A 19,016-nucleotide genomic window follows, 5' to 3' on the forward strand; every position below is an offset into this window, starting at 1 on the left:
TATGTATGATGAAATATATCGAAACGAAATTGGCAAGAAGCCCGGGCGCAGGTTCCGGGGTCTTTTTCCCGGGCGTAGCAATCCGATCACTGTCAGTAGAAATGCGGCCTTCCGTCAGGCCCCTCGATCCGGCGCACCGGAAGGCCGTAAAGCCGGCTCAGGGCGGCTTCCTGCATGACGTCGGAAACCGGCCCCGAAGCGATCACACCGGCGCGGCTGACCAGCAGCGCCTCATCGCCCAGCATTGCCGCCTGGCCCGGATCATGGGTCGAGACCACCACCGCCTGGCCCGCTGCCGCCAGACCAAGGATCGCGGCCTCCACCGCTTTGACATTGGCAAAATCGAGGCTGGCGGTCGGCTCGTCCATCACCAGAACCTGCGCCTCCTGCGCGAGGGCGCGGGCGATCAGCACCATCTGACGCTGGCCACCCGAAAGCCGCGTGACATCCTCATCCGCCAGATCCGCAATGCCGAGCCGGTCAAGCGCGGCCATTGCGCGGGCCTCTTCGGCGCGACCGGGACGGGCAAAGGCACCGAGGCCCACCGAAGCCCCCATCAGCACAATATCCCGCGCCGTATAGGCAAAAGGCGAGGCCAGCGCCTGGGGCACATGCGCCAGCCGGGCGGCAATCTGGCTGCGGCTCAGACCGTCCAGATCGGCGCCGCCCAGCAAGACCTTGCCCGCAACCGGCGGGATCAGCCCCAGAAGGGTGCGAAACAGCGTGGTCTTCCCCGCCCCGTTCGGGCCGAGGAGGCACAGAACCCGCCCCGCATGAAGGTCGAACCCAATGCCCCGGATCAGTGCCCGGGCGCCATGGCCGACCGCCAGATCACGCGCCGACAGCAGCGGCGCCCCAGTCGCTGTCAGCCGTTCCATGCCCGCGCCCCCCTGGCCAGCAGGACCACGAAAACCGGCGCGCCAAGCACGGCGGTCAGGATGCCCAGCGGCACTTCCATCGGTGCGATCATCCGGGCGGCGGTATCGACCAGCACCATGAACGATGCCCCCGCCAGCAGCGCCGCCGGCAGCATCCGGTCAAAGCGCGGCCCCGCCACCAGTCGCGCCATATGCGGCACCATCAGCCCGATCCAGCCGATCACCCCCGCCAGCGCCACCGCCGCCGCCGTGATCAGCGTCGCCGCCGCGATCACCACAAACCGCAGGCGCCCGGCCTCGATCCCCATCGCGCGGGCCTCGTCATCGCCCATCGCCAGAAGCCCGATCCGCCAGCGCAGCGCGATCAGCGGCACGAGGCCCAGGATCACCGCAGGCGCCGCCGCCAGCAGATCGACCCGCTTGACGCCGGCAAGGCTGCCCATCAGCCAGAAGGTGATCGCGGGAAGCTGCTCATCGGGATCAGCGAGCAGCTTCACCAGCGAGATCCCCGCCCCCGCCAGCGCGCCGATCACGATCCCGCATAAGACCATGACCAGAAGCTGCGCACCGCCCCTGAGCGCCAGTGTCAGCCCGATCACCAGCGCCACCGTCGCGAGCCCAAAGCCAAAGCCCATCAGCTGGATCGCCATCACCGGCAGGCCCAGCAAGATCCCGAGCACCGCGCCAAACCCCGCCCCGGCCGAGACGCCAAGGATATCGGGCGAGACCAGCGGGTTGCGGAACACCACCTGATAGGCCGCCCCCGCCGCTGCCAGCCCCGCCCCGATCAGCGCCGCAGAGATCACCCTTGGGCCGCGGATATTCCACAGCACCACCTGCGCCTGGCGATCATCCCCAGCCCCCGTCAGGCCGCCGGTCAGCCCGCCGGTCAAAGCATCGAAAATCTGGCCGGGGCTCAGCGGGTAAGGCCCGAGACCGATCCCGAGGATCAGCGCGAAGACCAGCGCCAGCGCCAGCAGGGAAAGCCGCATTCTTCTGGTCCCGATCCTATTCGCCCAGCAACGCGTCCAGCGCTGCCGCATCCGGCGTCACCTGGTAGAAGAGCGTGTAGAAATCCGCGATCTCCTGGCGCAGATCACCCTGTTCCAGATCTCCCCCGACCAGGTCCGGGTAGAAGACATGCGCCAGATATTTCAGCCCGATCAAGCGGTTGACCGAAGGCGGCGCGTCGATAAAGCCAAAGGGCTCACCGGGTGCAAGATAGACGCGGCCCTGATCGACCGCCGGGATCCCCTGCCATTCCGGCATCCTGCGCACATTGGCCGCGAAATCGCGGTCCACCGTCAGAATGATATCCGGCGCCCAGGCCTGGATCTGTTCGGGCGAGACCGTCACCAGCCCGCGCGTCTCGGCCTCGACCACATTGATGCCGCCCATCCGTTCAATGATCTCGGCATTGATCGAGCCGCGCGCCGGGCTTTCCAGCCCCTCCGGACCACGGGCCAGGTAGACGCGGGGGCGGTCTGCATCGGGCACCTGGGCAAGCAAAGCGTCAGCCTCCGCATAGGCGGCTTCTGCGTAAGTTGCGAGCTGCTCGCCCCGCGCTTCGACCCCAAGGATCGCCGCCATCTCACGGATCGCCTGCGGCGTCGCGGCAAAGCTGCCATCGATCAGCACATAGGGCAGCCCCGCCTGATCCTGCACCCGCGTCGCAAGGTCGCGGTACGTGGCATTGACGGTGCCGAAATCGACGATCAGCTCGGCCCCGGTGGTCAAAAGCACCTCAAGGTTCAGCGTATCGCCCTTGCCGGTCAGCCGCCCCAGCGCCGGCAACCCGCGCGTCTCAGGCAAAAGATAAGGCAGATCGACGGGTTTTGGCGCCATCACCCAGCCGACCATCGCTTCGGGCTTCAGCGCATAAAGCAGCACCGAGGCAGGCGGCCCGGCGGCAAAGACCTTTGCCGGGTTCAGAGGCACCAGCACCTCGCGGCCGGTGGCATCGGTCACGCTTTGACCGTCAAATGCCAGAACCGGCGCGGCCAGGGCGGCAAAAACCGCGGCCAGCATGGCGCGGCGGGTTGGGAAGCTCATGGAATCGCTCCGAATTCGCCTTTGATATCAACAAGCGGCGTGCCATCGACACAATCGAGGCCGCGCACATGCAGAACCGCGCCTTCAACCCGCAACAGCCGCACCACCGTTGCCGCGATCGGATTGGGCCGGACCGGCGAGCGCAGCGAGAATGTCCCCACAGAGGCATCGCCGAAATTCGGGTTCTGCCGCATCAGATCGCGGCGCGAGAGATGCATCCAGTATAACAGCTGGATCCGCTCGCGCCCCTCGACCCCCGCCAGGCCCTCGATCCAGCGCGGGTCAAGTTCGACCCGGCAATCGGGCCCAGTCTCGGGATCGCCCCGGCGCGGGCACTGGCTGCGATCGGTCCAGGGGGTGCGCAACCGGCCGATGAACCAGATCGAGGCGTCGAATGCCCCGGGCAGCGGCACCGCCACCTCATGCGGGCGCAGGTCGGTCACGTGATCAGTCATCGGTGCCGATCATCACATCCGAGGCCTTGATCACCGCCGAGGCCTTTGCGCCCACGGTCAGACCCAGCTCTTTCACCGCCTCATTGGTGATCGCCGCCGTGACAATCGAGCCGCCAAGATCAAGGCGGACATGGCTCGTCACCGCGCCGGTGACAATCTCGATCACCGTTCCCGGCAGGACATTTCGGGCGCTCAGTCGCATCTCGGTCTCTCCCCTGATGGCGGCCCTATGGCCGCGCCATATGTATGGTGCAACACATCGGAGGGAGCAGCAAGCCCCGGCGCCCTGGCCACTCGGCCTGCCATGTGCAAAGCTGCGTGCAAAGCTGCGCGGAAAATATGCGTTTTGCCCGGGCGCCCGCTCTGCCAGGATGGACAGAGCAACCGGAGAACCGCATGCGGATCGCCCTTCTCAGCGATATTCATGGCAATCGCGAAGCGCTGGAGGCAGTGCTTGCCGATGCGGCGGCGCGGGATATCGGGCGCTGTGTGATCCTTGGCGATATCGTCGGATATGGCCCGGATCCGGCCTGGTGCGTGCAGCGGATCCAGGAGATGGAGGCCGCCGGCGCCCTGGTGATCCGGGGCAATCATGATGCCGCCATCGCAGGATCGGCGCGCGATATGAACGCCACGGCGCGGGCATCCATCGACTGGACGCGGCCACGGCTTTCCGCCGCGCAGACCGGCTGGCTTGCCGCGCTGCCGCTGACGATCCGCGAGGAGGACCGGCTTTACACCCATGCCTCGGCCCATAGCCCGGGCGACTGGATCTATGTCACCTCGGACCGCGATGCGATGGCAAGCTTTCGCAGCTCTGACGCCGGTGTGATCTTTTGCGGTCACGTCCATGTGCCGGCGCTTTACAGCAGTGACATCCATGACCGCATCCAGGCCCATGCAGAGAGGCCCCGGATCCCGGTGCCGCTTTTGGCGTCGCGGCGCTGGCTGGTGGTGGCAGGCTCGGTCGGGCAGCCCCGCGATGGCAGCCCCCAGGCCGGCTGGGCCATCTTTGACACTGCGACCCGCGAGCTCAGCTTTCGCCGCACGCCCTATGATACCGCCGTCACCGCCGGAAAAATCCAGGCTGCCGGCCTGCCCGAAGAGCTTGCCCTGCGCCTGAGGAGCGGAGAATGAGCCGCAGCCAGAAACGCCCGGCCGAGGGGCTTCAGATCGACGGTTTCACGCTTGGCCCGCTTTTGCATCGCGGCGGCTTTGCCACGATATGGGAGGTCACCCATCCGGACCATCCCGGGCCAATGGTGATGAAAGTGCCGACCATCCTCGACGGTGATGACGGGCCGACGATTGTGGGATTCGAGATTGAACAGATGATCCTGCCGCGCCTTTCGGGCCCGCATGTACCCCGGCTGATCGCGGCGGGCGATTTCGCGGTCATGCCCTATCTGGTGACGGCAAAACTGCCAGGCACCTCGTTCCAGGAGCTGTTTGACCGCGCGCCGCTGCCGCCCGATCAGCTGGTCGCGCTGGCCATCGAGATCGCGACGGCGCTGCATGAGGTGCATCGCCAGCGGGTGATCCACCTGGACCTCAAGCCCGGCAATCTGATGCGCGATGAGGCCGGGCGGCTGGTGCTGATAGATTATGGCCTCGCACGCCATCTTGATCTGCCGGACCTGCTGGGCGAGGAATTTGCCATTCCGATGGGCACTTTCCCCTATATCGCGCCCGAACAGTATCTGCATCACCGCGATGATCCGCGTTCGGATATTTTCGCTTTCGGCGCCATGCTTTACGAGCTTGCGACCGGAAGGCTGCCCTTTGGCCGGACCACCACGCTGCGCGCCGTGCGCCGCCGCCTCTGGCGCGACCCACAGCCGCCGCGCGCGCTGAACCCCGACCTGCCGCCCTGGTTGCAGGAGATCATCCTGCGCGCGCTGGAGGTCGAGCCGGAAGATCGCTTTCAGTCGGCGGCGCAGATGGCCTTTGACCTTGGCCATCCCGATCAGGTGCAGCTGACCGCCCGCGCCACAAAGCTGGAGCAGGACGGCGTCTGGCCGGTCCTGCGGCGGCGCTGGCGCGCGCGGCGGATCCGGGGCTACCTGCCGGCACCGACACAAGAAGACACCGCCCGCGCCCAGGTGGTGATGGCCGCCGTCGACCTCTCGCCCGAGATGGAGGCTTTGTCGCAGGAGATCCTCAGCGCCACACGCGAGATCCTGCATTTCCGCCCCGAGGCGCGGCTCGCCTGTGTCAATGTGCTGCGCAGCGCGCGGATCCAGCTGGATCAGGGCACCGATGAAGCGGGCAACAATCTGCATGTCGCCCGCCTTGTCGCGCTGAAAGCCTGGGGCGAGGCACTGGGCCTGCCCGAAGGCCGCGTGACCTATACCGTGCTGGAGGCCCCCGACCCCGGCAATGCGCTGACCGAACACGCGACCCGTATCCTTGCCGGTCATATCGTGATGGGCGCGCGGGCAAGTTCGGCGCTCCGCCGCTATCTTGGCTCGGTCTCGGCCCAGGTGGTGGCCGAAGCGCCCTGCACCGTGACCATCGTGCGTCTGCCCGCCCCCGGAATCTGAGACCTCTGCGCTGAGAGCGGGGCCTTTTCGTGCCCGGCAAATCAGGCTAGCCATGGGCGGAACAATTCTCCCGGGGAAATCCGATGCCGCGCTCCTGTTCTTTCAGCCACGCAATCAGCCGCAAACCGGCGCAATCGATCATCCGGGGGCTGCGCGCTGTTGATACCGGCAACCCGGATCTTGCCCTGATGGAGGAACATCACAGCGCCTATATCGCAGCCTTGCGCTCGACCGGGGCCGAGGTCACGGTGCTGGAGGCGCTGGACGCCTATCCGGACAGTGTTTTTGTCGAAGACACCGCGCTCTGCCTGCCCGAAGGGGCGGTGATCATGCGGCCCGGCGCGCCCTCGCGCCTTGGCGAAGCGGCTGAGATGGAGCCGCATCTGCGCGCGCTTTACAGCGAGATCCGCCGCATTGAGGGCGAAGACAGTTTCATCGAAGGCGGCGATATCCTGATGGGCGAGACCGAGATCCTTGTCGGCCGCTCGGCCCGGACCAATGAGGCCGGGATCGCGGAGCTTGCGCGTCTGGTCGCCGATTGGGGCCAGGTGGTGCGCGAGGTCCATACCCCGCCGGGCGTGCTGCATTTCAAGACCGATTGCTCGCTGATGGATGCGGAAACCGTGCTCGCGACCGACCGGCTGGCGGCATCGGGCTGTTTCACCGGCTATAAGGTGATCGCGGTTGCCGAAGGGGAAGAGGCCTCGGCCAATGCGATCCGCTTCAACGGGATCGTGCTCTTCCCCGCCGGTTTCCCAAAAACCCGCGACCGGCTGGTGGCGGCGGGCTATGAGGTGGTCGAGATCGGCAATTCCGAATGCCAGAAAATCGATGGCGGCATGTCCTGCCTGTCCTTGCGTTTCACGCCACGCTGAGCGGGGTGGCTCCGGTGGCCCCTGCCCGCCCGTTCAATATCGCCGCCGTGGTGCAACGCGGCCGCCTTGGGCATGAGGCGCTCTTGCTCGCGGCGTCGCTGCGCGCGGCGGATCCCGGTTTTCAGGGGCGCCTTTTGCTGGCCGAGCCACAACCGGGCCCGCTTTGGCCCGAAGATCCGCGCCTGCCAAAAGGCGCGCTGCGCGACCGGCTCGAAGAGCTGGGCGCCGAGTTCGTGCCCTTTGACAGCAAGGTCTTTGGCGCCGCCTATGCGATCGGCAACAAGATCGAGATGCTGGCCGCGCTGCCAGATGAGCCTTTCCTCTTTCTCGACACCGATACGCTGGTGACGGGGCCGCTCTCGACGCTGGCGCCGGATTTCTCGCGCCCCTCGGCTTCGATGAAACGCGAGGACACCTGGCCGGTGATCGAGCTTTACGGCCCCGGCTATGCCGAGACCTGGGCCGCGCTTTATGACCGGTTCGGGCTGGATTTCGCGGGATCGCTGGATCTGTCCTGGCCCGATGAATACTGGCAGCGTTACATGTATTTCAACGCGGGCTGGTTCCTGCATGACCGCCCGCAGGACTTTGGCCGCCGGTTTCTGGATTACGCGGTCGCGATCCACAAAGACCGCCCGGCGGCGCTGGTCTGTCAGGAGCTCTGGCCCTGGCTGGATCAGATCGCTCTGCCGCTGGTGATCGCATCTTTCGGGGGCGGCAGGCCAGGGACTGATCTGGCCGGGCTCGATGGTGATCTGACGCTGCATTACCGCACGCTGCCGCTGTTATACGCCACCGGGTCGGACCGGGCGGTGGACGTGCTGGAATCGGTTGCGAAAGAGAAAGAGAACCGCCGCCTGCTGCGCGACTGGGAACAGGCGAAACAGATGGTTTATCAGAACCGGGGCCGCAAGGCGCGGGCGCTGTTTGACCAGAGCGATCTGCCGGGCCGCGAGAAAGTGATCCGCAACACGCTGAAACGCGAAGGGCTCTGGCTGCGCTGAGCTGCGGCCAGGCCGGTTTCGGCGCATCAACAGCGGCAAAACCAGCATGAGTTCGCGCAGGCCTTATCCGGTCTTACGCGGCACCGGCGGCCCTTCTCCGCCGAACTCCACTTAAACGCCTTTAAATTCAGATATATAGAAGAAAGGACTTTCGGTTCCCCGCCGGGATCTGCCCCAGGGGCACGGGAACCGACATGCTGGCCCGCGTGTTTTCCCTGCATCTGGAACCGTGCCGCGTAAGATGCCGGACATTCCCGGACGTGGCCGCAGAACAGGAGTATTTCGCATGACGTTTACTGTGACCCGGATGAAAACCACCATCGCCGGAACCATGGCTGCCGCCCTGACAATGGCCGCTCTGGCGCTGCCGGCCTTTGCCGTTGATCGCGCGGATGCGGTGAAAAGCATCGAGGTGACCGCAGATATGGGCGCGGTGCAGAATACGGCTGCAGCCGCCTATTGGGCGACACTCGACAAGGATCTCGAAACCGCGATCCTGACCAAAGTGACCGACCGGATGGGAGATGAAGGCGCCGCGATCACCGTCGATATTGACGAGGTTTCGCTGGCCAGTGGCTTCGCGGAATCGATTGGCCTCGCGGACTCGAAGCTTTCGGGCCTCGTCAAAGTGTCCGACCCGACCCAGCCGGGGCGCGGCGATTCCTATACGCTGACGGTTGACATGAATTCGACACTGCCTGCGCTTGGGGCCGGGTTCGATATCACCTCACCCGAAGTCGATACCGCCGCGGTCTATGCCGCGATGCTTGACACATTTGCCGCCCAGGTGGTGACCAACCTGAAGTAACGCAAAAAGGCGCGGGAGCTATCCCGCGCCTTTTCAACCTTTGATCCCTTGACCGTCTCAGCCGTTCAGGGTCTCGGTCGAAGAAAAGAACATCGCCTGGCTCACCGCCGAGCGCACCTGTTCCTCGGTATAGGGTTTGTTGATCAGGAAGGTCGGCTCTGGCCGTTCGCCCGTCAGCAGGCGTTCGGGGAAGGCGGTGATGAAGATAACCGGGATCGGCCCAAGACCGGCCAGAATATCATTGACCGCATCAATGCCCGAGGAATTATCCGCGAGCTGAATATCGGCAAGGATCAGATCCGGCACCTTTTGGGCGGCAAGCGCCACCGCCTCGCTGCGGGTCCGCGCAACGCCGGTCACCGCATGGCCCATCGCCTCGACAATGGCGGTGATATCCATGGCGATGATCGCCTCATCCTCAATCACCATGACCTTGCCGAGGATCGAGCTGGCCATTTCGGCAAAGGCGCGTTCAACCAGCGATGTGGCACTGGCGGTGTCAACGCCAAGGATCGCCGCAACCTCGGCCGGGCTGAAGCCCTCGATGGTCTGCAGCAAAAGCGCCTCGCGCGAATTCGGGGTCAGCCGCGCCATATGCTGCTGCGCCGCAACCGCCAGACGATCTTCGGCGGCAGTCACCGGCGAATCGGCTTTTTGCCAGACCTCATGAAAGCAGGCGAAGAGCCCGACCTTCACCGAAACCGCCCTCAGCACCGGGGACGGATCCGCCAGAACCGCCTCGATTGCCGCAATAGCATAGGCATCGCCGCTGGCCTGATTGCCGGTCAATGCGCGCGCATAGCGCCGCAGATAGGGCAAATCCTGCGCAATTGCGCGGGAAAGATCTTCGCCGGACGCCACATGCCCGGCCATTTGCCCCCCGGCAGACACCGCAGCGGAAGCATCATCTGCCGCTGCCCCCGTCGCGGCTCCCGCAGGAGCCCGGGCCGGAGCCCTGGAATCGGCCATAAAAAAATCTCCGTTCTGCGCAGTTCTTACGGAACCAAACGCAACGAAGCCGCGTTTGGTTCCGTAGAGCAATGGCAGGACCACGAAAAAAATGCTACCAGGCAAACCCTCAGTCGCGACAGATCGCTCAGCGATCCGCACTCAGATCGATGAAAATCTGAGGCGGGTTTATGATGAGGTCCTGACTGAAGCGGTGCCTGACCGCTTTCTCCAGCTGCTCGCCCAGCTGAATTCTGCGCCGCCGGCCAATGCCGATGCCGATAAATGACCCCGACAAATGACCCCGCTTCCGGCCGGACTGCCGGCTCCGGAGCCGCGCAGGACAAGGTGGTGAAAGACAGGGCCGTGAATGACCAGTCTCCTCCCGCTCAGGCCATACCTGATCCGCGCGAGCAGCTGGCGGCCCTTTTGCCCAATCTGCGGGCTTTCGCGATCAGCCTGTCGCGGAATGTGGTTCTCGCCGATGATATCGTGCAGGAGACCATCCTGAAGGCCTGGTCCAATATGGACAAATTCGATCCTGCAACCAATCTGGAAGCCTGGCTCTTCACGATCCTGCGCAACACCTATTATTCGTTCCTGCGCAAAACGCGCCGCGAGGTGCAGGACAGCGACGGCGTCTTCGCCGCCAGCCTCTCTGAGGCCCCGGCCCATGACAGCCGTCTCGCCTATGGCGATTTCCAGCGCGCCTTTGACCAGCTGTCGCCGGAGCATCGCGAGGTTCTGATCCTGATCGGCGCCTCCGGCTATTCGGTGGAAGAGGCCGCGCAGATGATGGGTGTGGCGCCGGGAACCGTCAAAAGCCGCGCCAGCCGCGCACGCAAGCGCCTGTCCGAGCTGATGGGCCTTGCCGAAGGCGAGGACCTGTTCTCTGGCTTCAGCAGCGTCACCGCCGCCGTGATCAGCCGCCCGACCACCCCGGCGACATGAAACTCTTCGCGGCACGCGAGATCACGTCCGGCCTTGCGCTGCGGCTGGCCGCGATGGTCATGATCGCCCTTTTGCCGCTTGGCCTGCTGGCGCTGGCCCAGACCTTTATGACCATGCGCCAGACCGACGAGACCCGCCTTGCGGCCTCGGTCGGACGGACCCTCCAGGAGGCGCTGCGCGAGATCCGGCTGATCCGCGCCTCGCAGGTGACCGCCCAGCTTTTGGCCAGCAGCCTGCGCAAGGATCCCGGGGATTGTGCCAGCCGGATCGCCGCCTATGCCACCAGCGACGGGCGCATCGCGCGCGCGGGCGTTGTGTCGGCAGATGGCCGGATGGACTGCAGCTCCGACGGCAGCACGCGCGATTTCTCGCAGACCGACCGCTTTGCCGGGATTCTCGCTTCGGACCAGCCACGTATTTTCCATGACCCGCAATGGTCCGAGCCCGGGCAATCGGATATTTCGCTGACCTGGCCGCTCGGCAATGTCTCAGATCAGACCGGTTCTCAGTTGGGCAACCAGCCTGAGGGGTTTGTCCTGCTCTGGCTGCCGGAAAGCGCGCTGATCGACCTGCCCGAAGACCCGATTGCCCTTCCCGGTGGCGCAATGCCCGAAGTCGGCGACCGACCACTGGCGCTGATCGCGGCCAATGGCGCGGGCGAGGTGATCTATGCTTCGACCGGGATTGCCGATGCCGGGGCATATCTGCCCGGCGAAGCCAGCCTGAACAGCCTGATCCCGCAGAAAGCGCATAGTTTCTTTGACCGCCCGAAGGGTGGAGAAACCCTGATGTTCTCCTGGGTGCCGGTCAATCGCGATCTCTTTTTGCTGGGCGCCTGGCCCCTGCCGGTCGAGGAAAACTTCCTGAACCGCCATGTGCTGCCCTATCTTTTTCCGGCGCTGATGTGGCTGACCGGGGTTGGCGTGACCATTCTCGGCGTCGAGCGGCTGGTCACCCGCCATGTCCGCCACCTGTCGCGCGCGATGCGCGATTTCACTTCGGGGAACCGGCTGCTCACACAGGAAGTCACCCTCGCACGCCCCCCCGCCGAGATTGCCGGCCTGGCCGAGGAATACCGCGCGCTGACCGCCACGATCCTGCGCGATGAGGCCGAGCTGGAAAATCTCGTGCGACAAAAGGATGAACTGCTGCGCGAGGTGCATCACCGCACCGGCAACAGTCTGCAACTGATCGCCTCTTTCCTTCGGATGCACCGGCGCGAGGCCGAGGACGAGACCATTCGCCTTGTGCTTGACGACCTGCACAACCGGGTGATGTCGCTTTCTTCAGTGCATCTCGGGCTTTACCGGATGGCCGGGGGCACCGCGGTCACGGTCGACCTGCTGATGGCCGAGGTGATCACCAAGGTCGATCTGATCCATGGCCGGGCGGGACTGAAAGGGGCGGTCCAGGCCGATCTGATGCCCCTCCTCCTCCAGTCGCAACAGGCGGTACCGCTGGCGCTTTTGCTGGCCGAGATCCTCTCCTGCTTCCCGCCCTCCGAGGCCGGAAATCAGCCGGTGCGAATCCGGCTGAGCCATGGCCGGGCCGAAGATCAGCCAGGGCCTGCCTCTGTTGCAGCGCCCCCGCCCGAGGCGAAGGCCGATCCGGGCGCGGGCACCGAGATCGCCCGGCTTGAGGTCTCCGGCGCCATTTCCGCGCGTGGCCGACTGACCGGAGAACATGCCGGCGCCCCTTCTGTGATCGGCGCAAGGCTGATCCGTGGATTTGTCACGCAGCTGCCCGGCGACCTGCAAATCATCGAAGACAGCGCGCGGGTCCGGGCAGTGGTCACCTTTGCCTTCGATCCGGCGCTGACGCAGGTGCCAGAGATCGCCGCCGCCAGTCGCGCCTGACCCACGGCGCGCGCGCCTGAGCGCATCCCGTCCGGAATCAGATCGGCCCCCCTCCCTCACCGGAGAGCGACCCGAAACACGGCCCGGGCAGGCGCCCTTTCGCAACTGAGCCACCTCAGAGCCCCGGTTGAGCCCCAGTCTGACGGCAGATACCGAGCCATGCCCCTCAGGCCGCGCCCGCATCCTTATCGTGCAAAGCCGCCTCCGCCGATGTCTCGCCCCGCCGTGTCGCGGTGCTGCCCGCTCGGGAGACGGTCTCGTCCACCACCGATCGCAAGGTCGAGGTCAATCGGGTCACAAGCCGGCTGAGCTGCTCCAGATCATCACGCAGCTCCTCGCGTGCTGCGGCCTCTTCCGCCCCGGTTTCGTCCGGGGCTCTCGCCGCCGCCTCTGCAGACGGCTGGCCCCGCGACAGCAGGCTGGCGACAAAGCCACCGGCCGCCGTCAATGCGGCTCCGGCCGTGACAATCTTCCCGACCCGGCCCAGCATTCCACCATTCTGTCCGGATGCGCCGGACCCGCCCTTGCCGAATTCGCGCCTGCAGGCGGCCTCGCGCGCGGCAAGCGCCGCAGTGCGGGTCTCTGCATCCAGCCCGTCCAGGCCCTGGCCGATTTCCTGGCGGATCGCATGGTCCAGCGAGGCCGCGATATCCTCGAGACTGTCACGCGCCGCAACCTCATCCAGCGCACCGCTGTCTCTGGAGCGCGCCACCCGGGCGCGCAACCGGTCGGCCTCCTCCCGCAGCGCGGCAATCCCGTCCAGCCATTCCGGTCGCGCCGCACGCGAAGATGTCACACGGCGCCGAATTCCGCTCCAGGCGAGCCAGGCCAGCCCCGCGCCGGCCAGCGCCGCCGCCCGCGGATTGGCCCGGATGGCAGCGCCTGCCGCCTCGATCACCGGCATCACCGCCGCGCCCGGCGCAGCGGGCTCTGCACGTCCTGACGCATCCGGGCCTGCTGAGCGGCCATGTACGCTCCCGAAAAACCGTGTAATATCAAAATTTTGCTTAAGCGCCGCAATGGCCTCGGCCAGATCCTTGCGGCTGCGGGCGAGATCTTCACCGATCCGGTCCCGATCATCCATCATCCGTTCCTCCACCATTGGGTCCCCGTTCACTGGCAACCCGTTCACTGGCAACCCGCTCGCTGCCTGCCCGTTCCCCCGCCGTGCCGCGCTGAAGTGCTCCGCCCCGCGCGAAGATCTCGCGACGCGCAAAATAGGAGGCGTGGCTGATGCGGCGCAATTGCCACCAGATCAGACCGGCGGCGATGAGGCACAGCCCCACCCCCAGCACCAGCGAGGCCCAGACCGGTGCCAGCCCCGCCATGACGAGGAGCGCATGAGCCGCCCCTGCCAGCTGCACAAGACCCAGCAAAACCAGCGCAAACCCGATCAGAATGACCACCAGTGCCCGGATCACGATCAGCGCGACCTCGCGCGCCTCGGCCTTGCGCATCGCGATCTCGCCGCGCAAGAGCCGCATCGCGGCACCGGCGATCTGCAGGATCAGACCACCAGGCGTCACCTCTTCACCTTCCGGAGCGCCGCTCAATCCCTGCGATCTCCGCGCGGCGTCAACAGTCGCGCAAGGGCAAAGCCCGCCAGCGCGGCGCCTGCCATGAAGACCCCGGGATGGCGCTTTGCCATATGCCGCAGATCGGCCGCGATCTCACCGGCAGTGCTGCCTTTCAGCCGCGCCGCCGCGTCGGACGCCGCTTCAGTCGCGCGCGCCGGGATCTCACGGGCGTAGCTTTCGGCAGTGGAGGCCGCCCTGCGCAATTTTTCATTCAGCCTCTCGCCGGAGTCGGTCAGCGCATCGCGCGCGGCATCGCGGGCGGAAGCAGCCCGTTCCAGCACCGCCTCACCCGCCGCACGCGCTGGCCGGCTGATCCGCCGCAGAACCTCCTGCCCGCTGTCCTGGACGCTTTCGGCGGCATCGCTCACCGCCTCGGCCATGGTCTTGGAGGCACTGGCCTGTTTGCCAGACCGTCTGGCTGACGCTTGCCGCGGGGGTTGCCTGGGGGTTTGTGCCATTTCAACGCTCCTGTCTTCGGGTTTCGTCTTCCGGTCCCGGCCTTTGCAGATGTGGCCGATCAACCGTTACCGCAATCCCATTGAAGACAATTCGGGATCTCCTGTCGCCAAAAGACGGGCACACAGGCTGTCTTTCGCCGACCCGGAGCCTCAACTGCGGAAATTCTTCCGGATTTTGCAATTTTGGATTGCGCAACGATCCGGGGTAAAACACGCGTCGGATGAAAGAATCTAAAATACAACTTTTTTGTATTTTTCCGGGAACCACCCCCATAGCACCGCGTTAACGGTTTGACAGGACACGGAGCAGGCCGAAATGCACAACTCCTTGTTCACATTATAAAATACCATGCTGCAACCGCGTAGAGGATTATGAGAGGGTGACGGTGACGAAAATATGTATCGGCGAGAATTTGCCGGCTTATCTTTCGGGTAACCGAACCCATTGCGACCCCTTCTTCATCGACCGGCAAGGGACGGTCAGCGGCGGCAAAGCCCCGTCTGCACCTGCCCCGACAAGGTCACGCAACTCAGGCTGACTTCCTGAAAACCGGAGAGGTTCAAAGGCGGCGCCAACCGCCCGCTGTCGTGCTGCCTGCTGGCAGGCGACGGTCTAAGGACAGATGTGCTTTGACGCCCCAAGGGCACAAGTTCAGAGCATATCCAAAATCCGCAGCCAGCCCCCAGACTGGCTCGGTCGCACCCCCGGTCAGGGAGGCGAACAGGACGCGGCTTTCGGCATTACGAGTGTTTTTTTATGTGCCAGTCACCGAAAGCAACGACCACAAAACGACGGGCCCGGTCCCAGGTAACCAGTGCGATTTTTTCCAGTCGCCGGGCCCGTCACCTTATCTCGCGCCGTTGTGCGAGATAGCCTGAGGCCGCTGTACCTCCACTGTATTCGGTTGTGTGACCGGGGGGCAGCGGCCTTATATTTTTTCGGCCATGTATTCTTTCGGCCATGTATTCTTTTTCGGCGCCGTTTTCCGCGGCGCACCGGCCTGGCCGACGAAGCCCCAGAATCATTCTCGCCGCATCAGGTCCAGCTGGCATGCGCGAAGTCGGGTTCGGAACGGCATTGACCGCGATCCGCGCTCATGCCGTCGACAGGGCTTTCTGCATATTGTGGTGCCGGCACATTCCGACACGACAGCATCCGGAATTCCCGACCCCCTGCCAGCAATCTGCTCAGCTCCTGGCAAGAATGTGAGAACAATCCCGCCGGCAAATGCTTGATTATGTGCGCAATCGCACTAGACTTGAGCGAGATCCAGCCAGCAGGTGAACAAGTGCGCCTTAATAGTATTCTCAGCGGCCTTTCTGCAACGAGCGCGTTGCTCATCGCTCTCTCGTCTCCGGCTCTCGCAGCTTTTTGCTCAGACAGCGGCGGTCGCTATGAAGAGTGGAAACCTGTTATCGCCAATGAGGCCCGTGCGGCCGGCGTCGGAGAGCGTGGGATCCAGGCCCTGATGGGCAGCTCTTATTCCAAGGCCACGATTTCGGCCGACCGGAACCAGAAGAGCTTTAAATACTCGCTTGAAAAATTCATGCAGGTGCGCGGCGCCGATACGATCGTGAAACAGGCGCGGTCGCGTAAGGCGAAGAACGCCGATTTCTATGCTTCGATCGAGCGGCAATATGGCGTCCCGGTCGGAGTATTGCTGGCCATTCACGGCATGGAAACCGCCTTTGGCAATTATATGGGCGATACCAATGTGGTTTCCGCCATTGCGACGCTGTCCTATGACTGCCGGCGCAGTGACTTTTTCACCCCGCATATGATTGCTGCCCTGATTTTGGTTGATCGCGGCTCGATCAGCCCGCAGAGCATTGGCGCGAAACATGGCGAGCTGGGCCATACCCAGTTCCTTCCCGGCAATGCGCTGCGCTATGGTGTTGATGGCAATGGCGACGGCAGGATTGACCTGAACAATGTGACCGATGCCCTTGCTTCTACAGCGAATTTCCTGCGCCAGAAAGGCTGGCAGCCGGGTCAGGGCTATCAGGAAGGCCAGCCGAATTTCGCGGTGATCCGCGAATGGAATGCCGCAACGGTCTATCAACAGGCCATCGCCATCATGGGCGGCCGCATCGACGGCTGAGCCAGGGGCTGACGGCACGGGGGGCTCACGGGGGGCTGCCCCCCGTGCTGATCCCTCTTGCGCCATGACGTCCTGGTGATGCCTCCCTTGCCGGTTGCGGCATCCGCCTTTCTGATACGTCATACAAAAAATACGCCTTCTGGCAGAGAAAGCCGGTCTTTCAGAGCGACTTCTGTCTCGCATCTCCGTTTGTAAATTCTGCAAAGGTGGCGCTCCCGCAGCAACGCGGACGGCGCGCCAGTCAGATGGGCAGGCTGCTCTGCCGCGAAAGCCATTCCGGCAAGACCGTCGACGCTGCGATGCAGCCGGAAGATCTGCGCGCTATCGCGGCCTTTCCCCGATCACCAGCTGCACCGGCCTCACGGGAGCTGCAACAGCGCCGGACATATTTTCCTCTGCCACCGCCACCTTACCGGTGACAAGCACCACACGGCCTCGCCCCGCGGCCCTGGCGGCATAAAGTGCTTTGTCTGCCTCGCCCAGCAGATCCGCCGGGTTCGGGGTCTCGCCTGCGGGGACAGTGACCAGACCGATGCTGGCCGCCGGGCCCGGTATCGCAGCCCCCCTGACCTGCCGCAGATCAGGGGGCGGGTCACGGGTTTACCAGTGACCGATATTCTGCTTCGTGCTCCAGGGCTCTGCCGGCGGCAGCGCGCCGCCCTTTTGCAACAGCTCGATCGAGACATTGTCGGGGCTGCGCACAAAGGCCATACGACCGTCGCGCGGGGGTCGGTTGATCACCACACCATTGGCCTCGAGATGCGCGCAGGTGGCGTAGATATCGTCAACCTCATAGGCGAGATGCCCGAAATGACGGCTGTCCGAGGGCAGCCCGTCATCGCCATCCCAGTTGAAAGTCAGCTCGACCGGGCAGTCCGGCTGACCGGGCGGCGCAAGAAAGACCAGCGTGAAGCGGCCATTTTCATTGTCAATGCGGCGGGTCTCTTCCAACCCGAGAAGCCGGTAGAATGCCATGGATTTCTCAAGGTCCAGCACCCGGACCATGGTGTGAAGATAGCGGATCGTCATCCTGATTTCCTTTGCCAAAGGGTGTGTTATGGCTAACACGACACAGGGCAAGGCGACAGACGGGATTTCCCCCCGATGTCCCGCAGCCGGCGCAGTGGCGCATAATCGCCCCGCGACACTGACCTAAGTCATTGCTCAAAATGCCAATTTATAGCGCAGGCAGGTCGCGGCTTCCCGGCCCCGGATCTGTGATATTGCCGAAGCCAGCGGGCCTGCCTATAGTCAGGGGACCTCAGGCCCCGTGGCCCGCGCGCATCCCCCTGTCGGCTGTCGAATGGCGGCCCCCCGGGCCAGACCCGCCACCACCTCACCAGGAAAGCCCCGCAGTGCGACACCCGGAATATCAATATCTCGACCTCATCGACCGCATCTTGAAAAGTGGCGATGAGAGGGTCGACCGGACGGGTGTCGGCACGCGGTCAATCTTTGGCGCAATGACCCGGTTTGACCTCTCCGACGGGTTTGCGCCCATCCTGACCACGAAAAGGGTCTATTGGAAAACCGCGATCAAAGAAATGCTCTGGTTCCTGAAAGGCGGCACCAATATTCAGCCGCTCCTGCAGGACAATGTGCGGATCTGGACCGACTGGCCGCTTGCGAAATACCGCAGGGAGACCGGCACGGCGATCTCTCAGGAGGAGTTTGAGCGCCGCATCATCGAGGATGACGATTTTGCGAAAACCTGGGGCGAGCTTGGCCCGGTTTATGGCAAGCAATGGCGCAGATGGGTCGGCTCAGATGGGCGCGAACATGATCAGATCGCCACGCTGATCCATACGCTGCGGACAAATCCGTCGAGCCGCCGGATGCTGTTCCACGCCTGGAATGTGGGGGAGCTGGAGGAGATGGCGCTGCCGCCCTGCCACATGGTCTATCAATATCATGTCACCAGCGATGGCAGGCTGAACAGCCTGTGTTTTCAAAGATCTGCCGATCTGCTGCTGGGGGTTGCGTTCAACTGGGTCGGGGCGTCCGCCCTGCAACTGATGATCGCACAGCAGGCGGGGCTGAAACCCGGCGAGCTGGTCTGGTGCGCGGGCGATGTCCATTTGTATCTCAACCACCTGGACCAGGCCCGGGAACAGCTGCAAAGAGAGCCCCGTGAAATGCCGAAGCTGCGGATCATTCGCGAGGTTGCGCGCATCGAAGATTATCGGATCGAGGATTTCGAAGTCGAAAACTATGCGCCTCATGCGGTGATCAAAGCCGAGGTCGCGGTCTGAACCTTTGCTGCATCGCAGGGCTTTTCTGCGTGCCGCCGGACGCGGCGCACAGATCTCTCTCAGACTTCATACGGGCCTCACGGCACGGCTGCCCCAGGCCCGCGATGCGGCCCTCGCAGTTTCGGTTGCCCCGAAACACACTTATACCTGAACATCATTTGCGCCGGCTGTCGGGCAGGGAGATCACAGTGAAATCAGGACATTCCGGGCGGGTCAGAGCGCCCTTCACCATTGCCCGTCCGCCCCATATGCAGGGG

The 19,016-nt window shown here is 64.3% G+C and carries 20 protein-coding genes; 10 read left to right on the forward strand and 10 right to left on the reverse strand.

The genetic code is table 11. From position 1 onward, the window contains the following. Positions 1-92: 92 nt before the first annotated feature. From JC607_RS11640 to JC607_RS11660, 5 genes are read right to left on the reverse strand one after another with little or no spacing between them, the layout of a single operon-like run. A complete protein-coding gene (locus tag JC607_RS11640) occupies positions 93-878 on the reverse strand; it encodes an ABC transporter ATP-binding protein (protein ID WP_198837091.1) in 786 nt (261 codons plus the stop codon). After that, entirely contained in the window at positions 866-1,870 is a 1,005-nt protein-coding gene (locus tag JC607_RS11645; protein WP_198837092.1) for an iron ABC transporter permease, read from the reverse strand. The genes JC607_RS11640 and JC607_RS11645 overlap by 13 nt, the downstream gene beginning before the upstream one ends. 16 nt (positions 1,871-1,886) lie before the next feature. Next, positions 1,887-2,930 carry an ABC transporter substrate-binding protein gene (locus JC607_RS11650; protein WP_198837093.1) on the reverse strand — a complete coding sequence of 348 codons (1,044 nt, stop codon included), beginning with the start codon at positions 2,928-2,930 and terminating at the stop codon, positions 1,887-1,889. Next, positions 2,927-3,385, reverse strand: coding sequence for an SAM-dependent methyltransferase (locus tag JC607_RS11655; RefSeq protein WP_198837094.1), 459 nt, complete (start codon positions 3,383-3,385; stop codon positions 2,927-2,929). Before JC607_RS11655 ends, JC607_RS11650 begins: the two co-directional genes overlap by 4 nt. After that, positions 3,378-3,587, reverse strand: a complete 210-nt coding sequence (locus tag JC607_RS11660) for a molybdopterin-binding protein (RefSeq protein WP_092898552.1) — start codon at positions 3,585-3,587, stop codon at positions 3,378-3,380. The genes JC607_RS11655 and JC607_RS11660 overlap by 8 nt, the downstream gene beginning before the upstream one ends. Positions 3,588-3,781: 194 nt before the next feature. Between JC607_RS11660 and JC607_RS11665 the strand changes: the two genes are divergently transcribed. From JC607_RS11665 to JC607_RS11685, 5 genes are all read left to right on the forward strand, one after another. Continuing rightward, positions 3,782-4,522 (forward strand): metallophosphoesterase, encoded by a 741-nt coding sequence (locus JC607_RS11665; protein WP_198837095.1) that lies wholly within the window; start codon positions 3,782-3,784, stop codon positions 4,520-4,522. After that, complete coding sequence (locus JC607_RS11670) at positions 4,519-5,928, forward strand: bifunctional serine/threonine-protein kinase/universal stress protein (RefSeq protein ID WP_198837096.1); 1,410 nt, start codon at positions 4,519-4,521, stop codon at positions 5,926-5,928. Before JC607_RS11665 ends, JC607_RS11670 begins: the two co-directional genes overlap by 4 nt. 83 nt (positions 5,929-6,011) lie before the next feature. Beyond that, on the forward strand, positions 6,012-6,803 hold the full coding sequence (locus JC607_RS11675) for a dimethylarginine dimethylaminohydrolase family protein (RefSeq protein WP_198837097.1): 792 nt from the start codon (positions 6,012-6,014) through the stop codon (positions 6,801-6,803). Further along, a complete protein-coding gene (locus JC607_RS11680; RefSeq protein ID WP_233092870.1) occupies positions 6,746-7,807 on the forward strand; it encodes a hypothetical protein in 1,062 nt (353 codons plus the stop codon). The genes JC607_RS11675 and JC607_RS11680 overlap by 58 nt, the downstream gene beginning before the upstream one ends. Before the next feature lie 286 nt (positions 7,808-8,093). Next, entirely contained in the window at positions 8,094-8,615 is a 522-nt protein-coding gene (locus JC607_RS11685; RefSeq protein ID WP_198837098.1) for a hypothetical protein, read from the forward strand. Positions 8,616-8,672: 57 nt separating this feature from the next. On the opposite strand, the gene JC607_RS11690 is transcribed toward JC607_RS11685, so the two are convergent. Continuing rightward, positions 8,673-9,488 (reverse strand): response regulator, encoded by an 816-nt coding sequence (locus tag JC607_RS11690; protein ID WP_198837099.1) that lies wholly within the window; start codon positions 9,486-9,488, stop codon positions 8,673-8,675. Between the two features lie 187 nt (positions 9,489-9,675). Here JC607_RS11690 and JC607_RS11695 point away from each other — a divergent pair, with 187 nt between their 5' ends. The 3 genes from JC607_RS11695 to JC607_RS11705 are packed head-to-tail and all read left to right on the forward strand — an operon-like array spanning position 9,676 to position 12,370. Further along, the gene (locus JC607_RS11695) at positions 9,676-9,852 is read left to right on the forward strand and encodes a NepR family anti-sigma factor (RefSeq protein ID WP_198837100.1); all 177 of its coding nucleotides are present in this window, start codon (positions 9,676-9,678) and stop codon (positions 9,850-9,852) included. After that, a complete protein-coding gene (locus tag JC607_RS11700; protein ID WP_198837101.1) occupies positions 9,849-10,514 on the forward strand; it encodes a sigma-70 family RNA polymerase sigma factor in 666 nt (221 codons plus the stop codon). Before JC607_RS11695 ends, JC607_RS11700 begins: the two co-directional genes overlap by 4 nt. Beyond that, complete coding sequence (locus tag JC607_RS11705; RefSeq protein WP_198837102.1) at positions 10,511-12,370, forward strand: sensor histidine kinase; 1,860 nt, start codon at positions 10,511-10,513, stop codon at positions 12,368-12,370. Before JC607_RS11700 ends, JC607_RS11705 begins: the two co-directional genes overlap by 4 nt. Before the next feature lie 166 nt (positions 12,371-12,536). On the opposite strand, the gene JC607_RS11710 is transcribed toward JC607_RS11705, so the two are convergent. Genes JC607_RS11710 through JC607_RS11720 form a run of 3 tightly spaced genes read right to left on the reverse strand, consistent with a single transcriptional unit; the run spans position 12,537 to position 14,405 of the window. After that, on the reverse strand, positions 12,537-13,457 hold the full coding sequence (locus JC607_RS11710) for a hypothetical protein (RefSeq protein WP_198837103.1): 921 nt from the start codon (positions 13,455-13,457) through the stop codon (positions 12,537-12,539). Then, on the reverse strand, positions 13,447-13,923 hold the full coding sequence (locus tag JC607_RS11715; protein ID WP_198837104.1) for a phage holin family protein: 477 nt from the start codon (positions 13,921-13,923) through the stop codon (positions 13,447-13,449). The genes JC607_RS11710 and JC607_RS11715 overlap by 11 nt, the downstream gene beginning before the upstream one ends. Then, positions 13,920-14,405 carry a hypothetical protein gene (locus JC607_RS11720; RefSeq protein ID WP_198837105.1) on the reverse strand — a complete coding sequence of 162 codons (486 nt, stop codon included), beginning with the start codon at positions 14,403-14,405 and terminating at the stop codon, positions 13,920-13,922. The genes JC607_RS11715 and JC607_RS11720 overlap by 4 nt, the downstream gene beginning before the upstream one ends. A 1,238-nt stretch (positions 14,406-15,643) precedes the next feature. Here JC607_RS11720 and JC607_RS11725 point away from each other — a divergent pair. Continuing rightward, the gene (locus JC607_RS11725; RefSeq protein WP_198837150.1) at positions 15,644-16,507 is read left to right on the forward strand and encodes a lytic transglycosylase domain-containing protein; all 864 of its coding nucleotides are present in this window, start codon (positions 15,644-15,646) and stop codon (positions 16,505-16,507) included. Between the two features lie 600 nt (positions 16,508-17,107). On the opposite strand, the gene JC607_RS11735 is transcribed toward JC607_RS11725, so the two are convergent. After that, on the reverse strand, positions 17,108-17,536 hold the full coding sequence (locus tag JC607_RS11735; protein ID WP_198837106.1) for a VOC family protein: 429 nt from the start codon (positions 17,534-17,536) through the stop codon (positions 17,108-17,110). 326 nt (positions 17,537-17,862) lie between these two features. Between JC607_RS11735 and thyA the strand changes: the two genes are divergently transcribed. Continuing rightward, the gene (gene thyA / locus JC607_RS11740) at positions 17,863-18,759 is read left to right on the forward strand and encodes a thymidylate synthase (RefSeq protein ID WP_198837107.1); all 897 of its coding nucleotides are present in this window, start codon (positions 17,863-17,865) and stop codon (positions 18,757-18,759) included. The last annotated feature ends 257 nt before the right edge of the window (positions 18,760-19,016 follow it).

Source organism: Paracoccus sp. IB05 (assembly GCF_016405985.1).
Classification (GTDB): Bacteria; Pseudomonadota; Alphaproteobacteria; order Rhodobacterales; family Rhodobacteraceae; genus Pseudogemmobacter.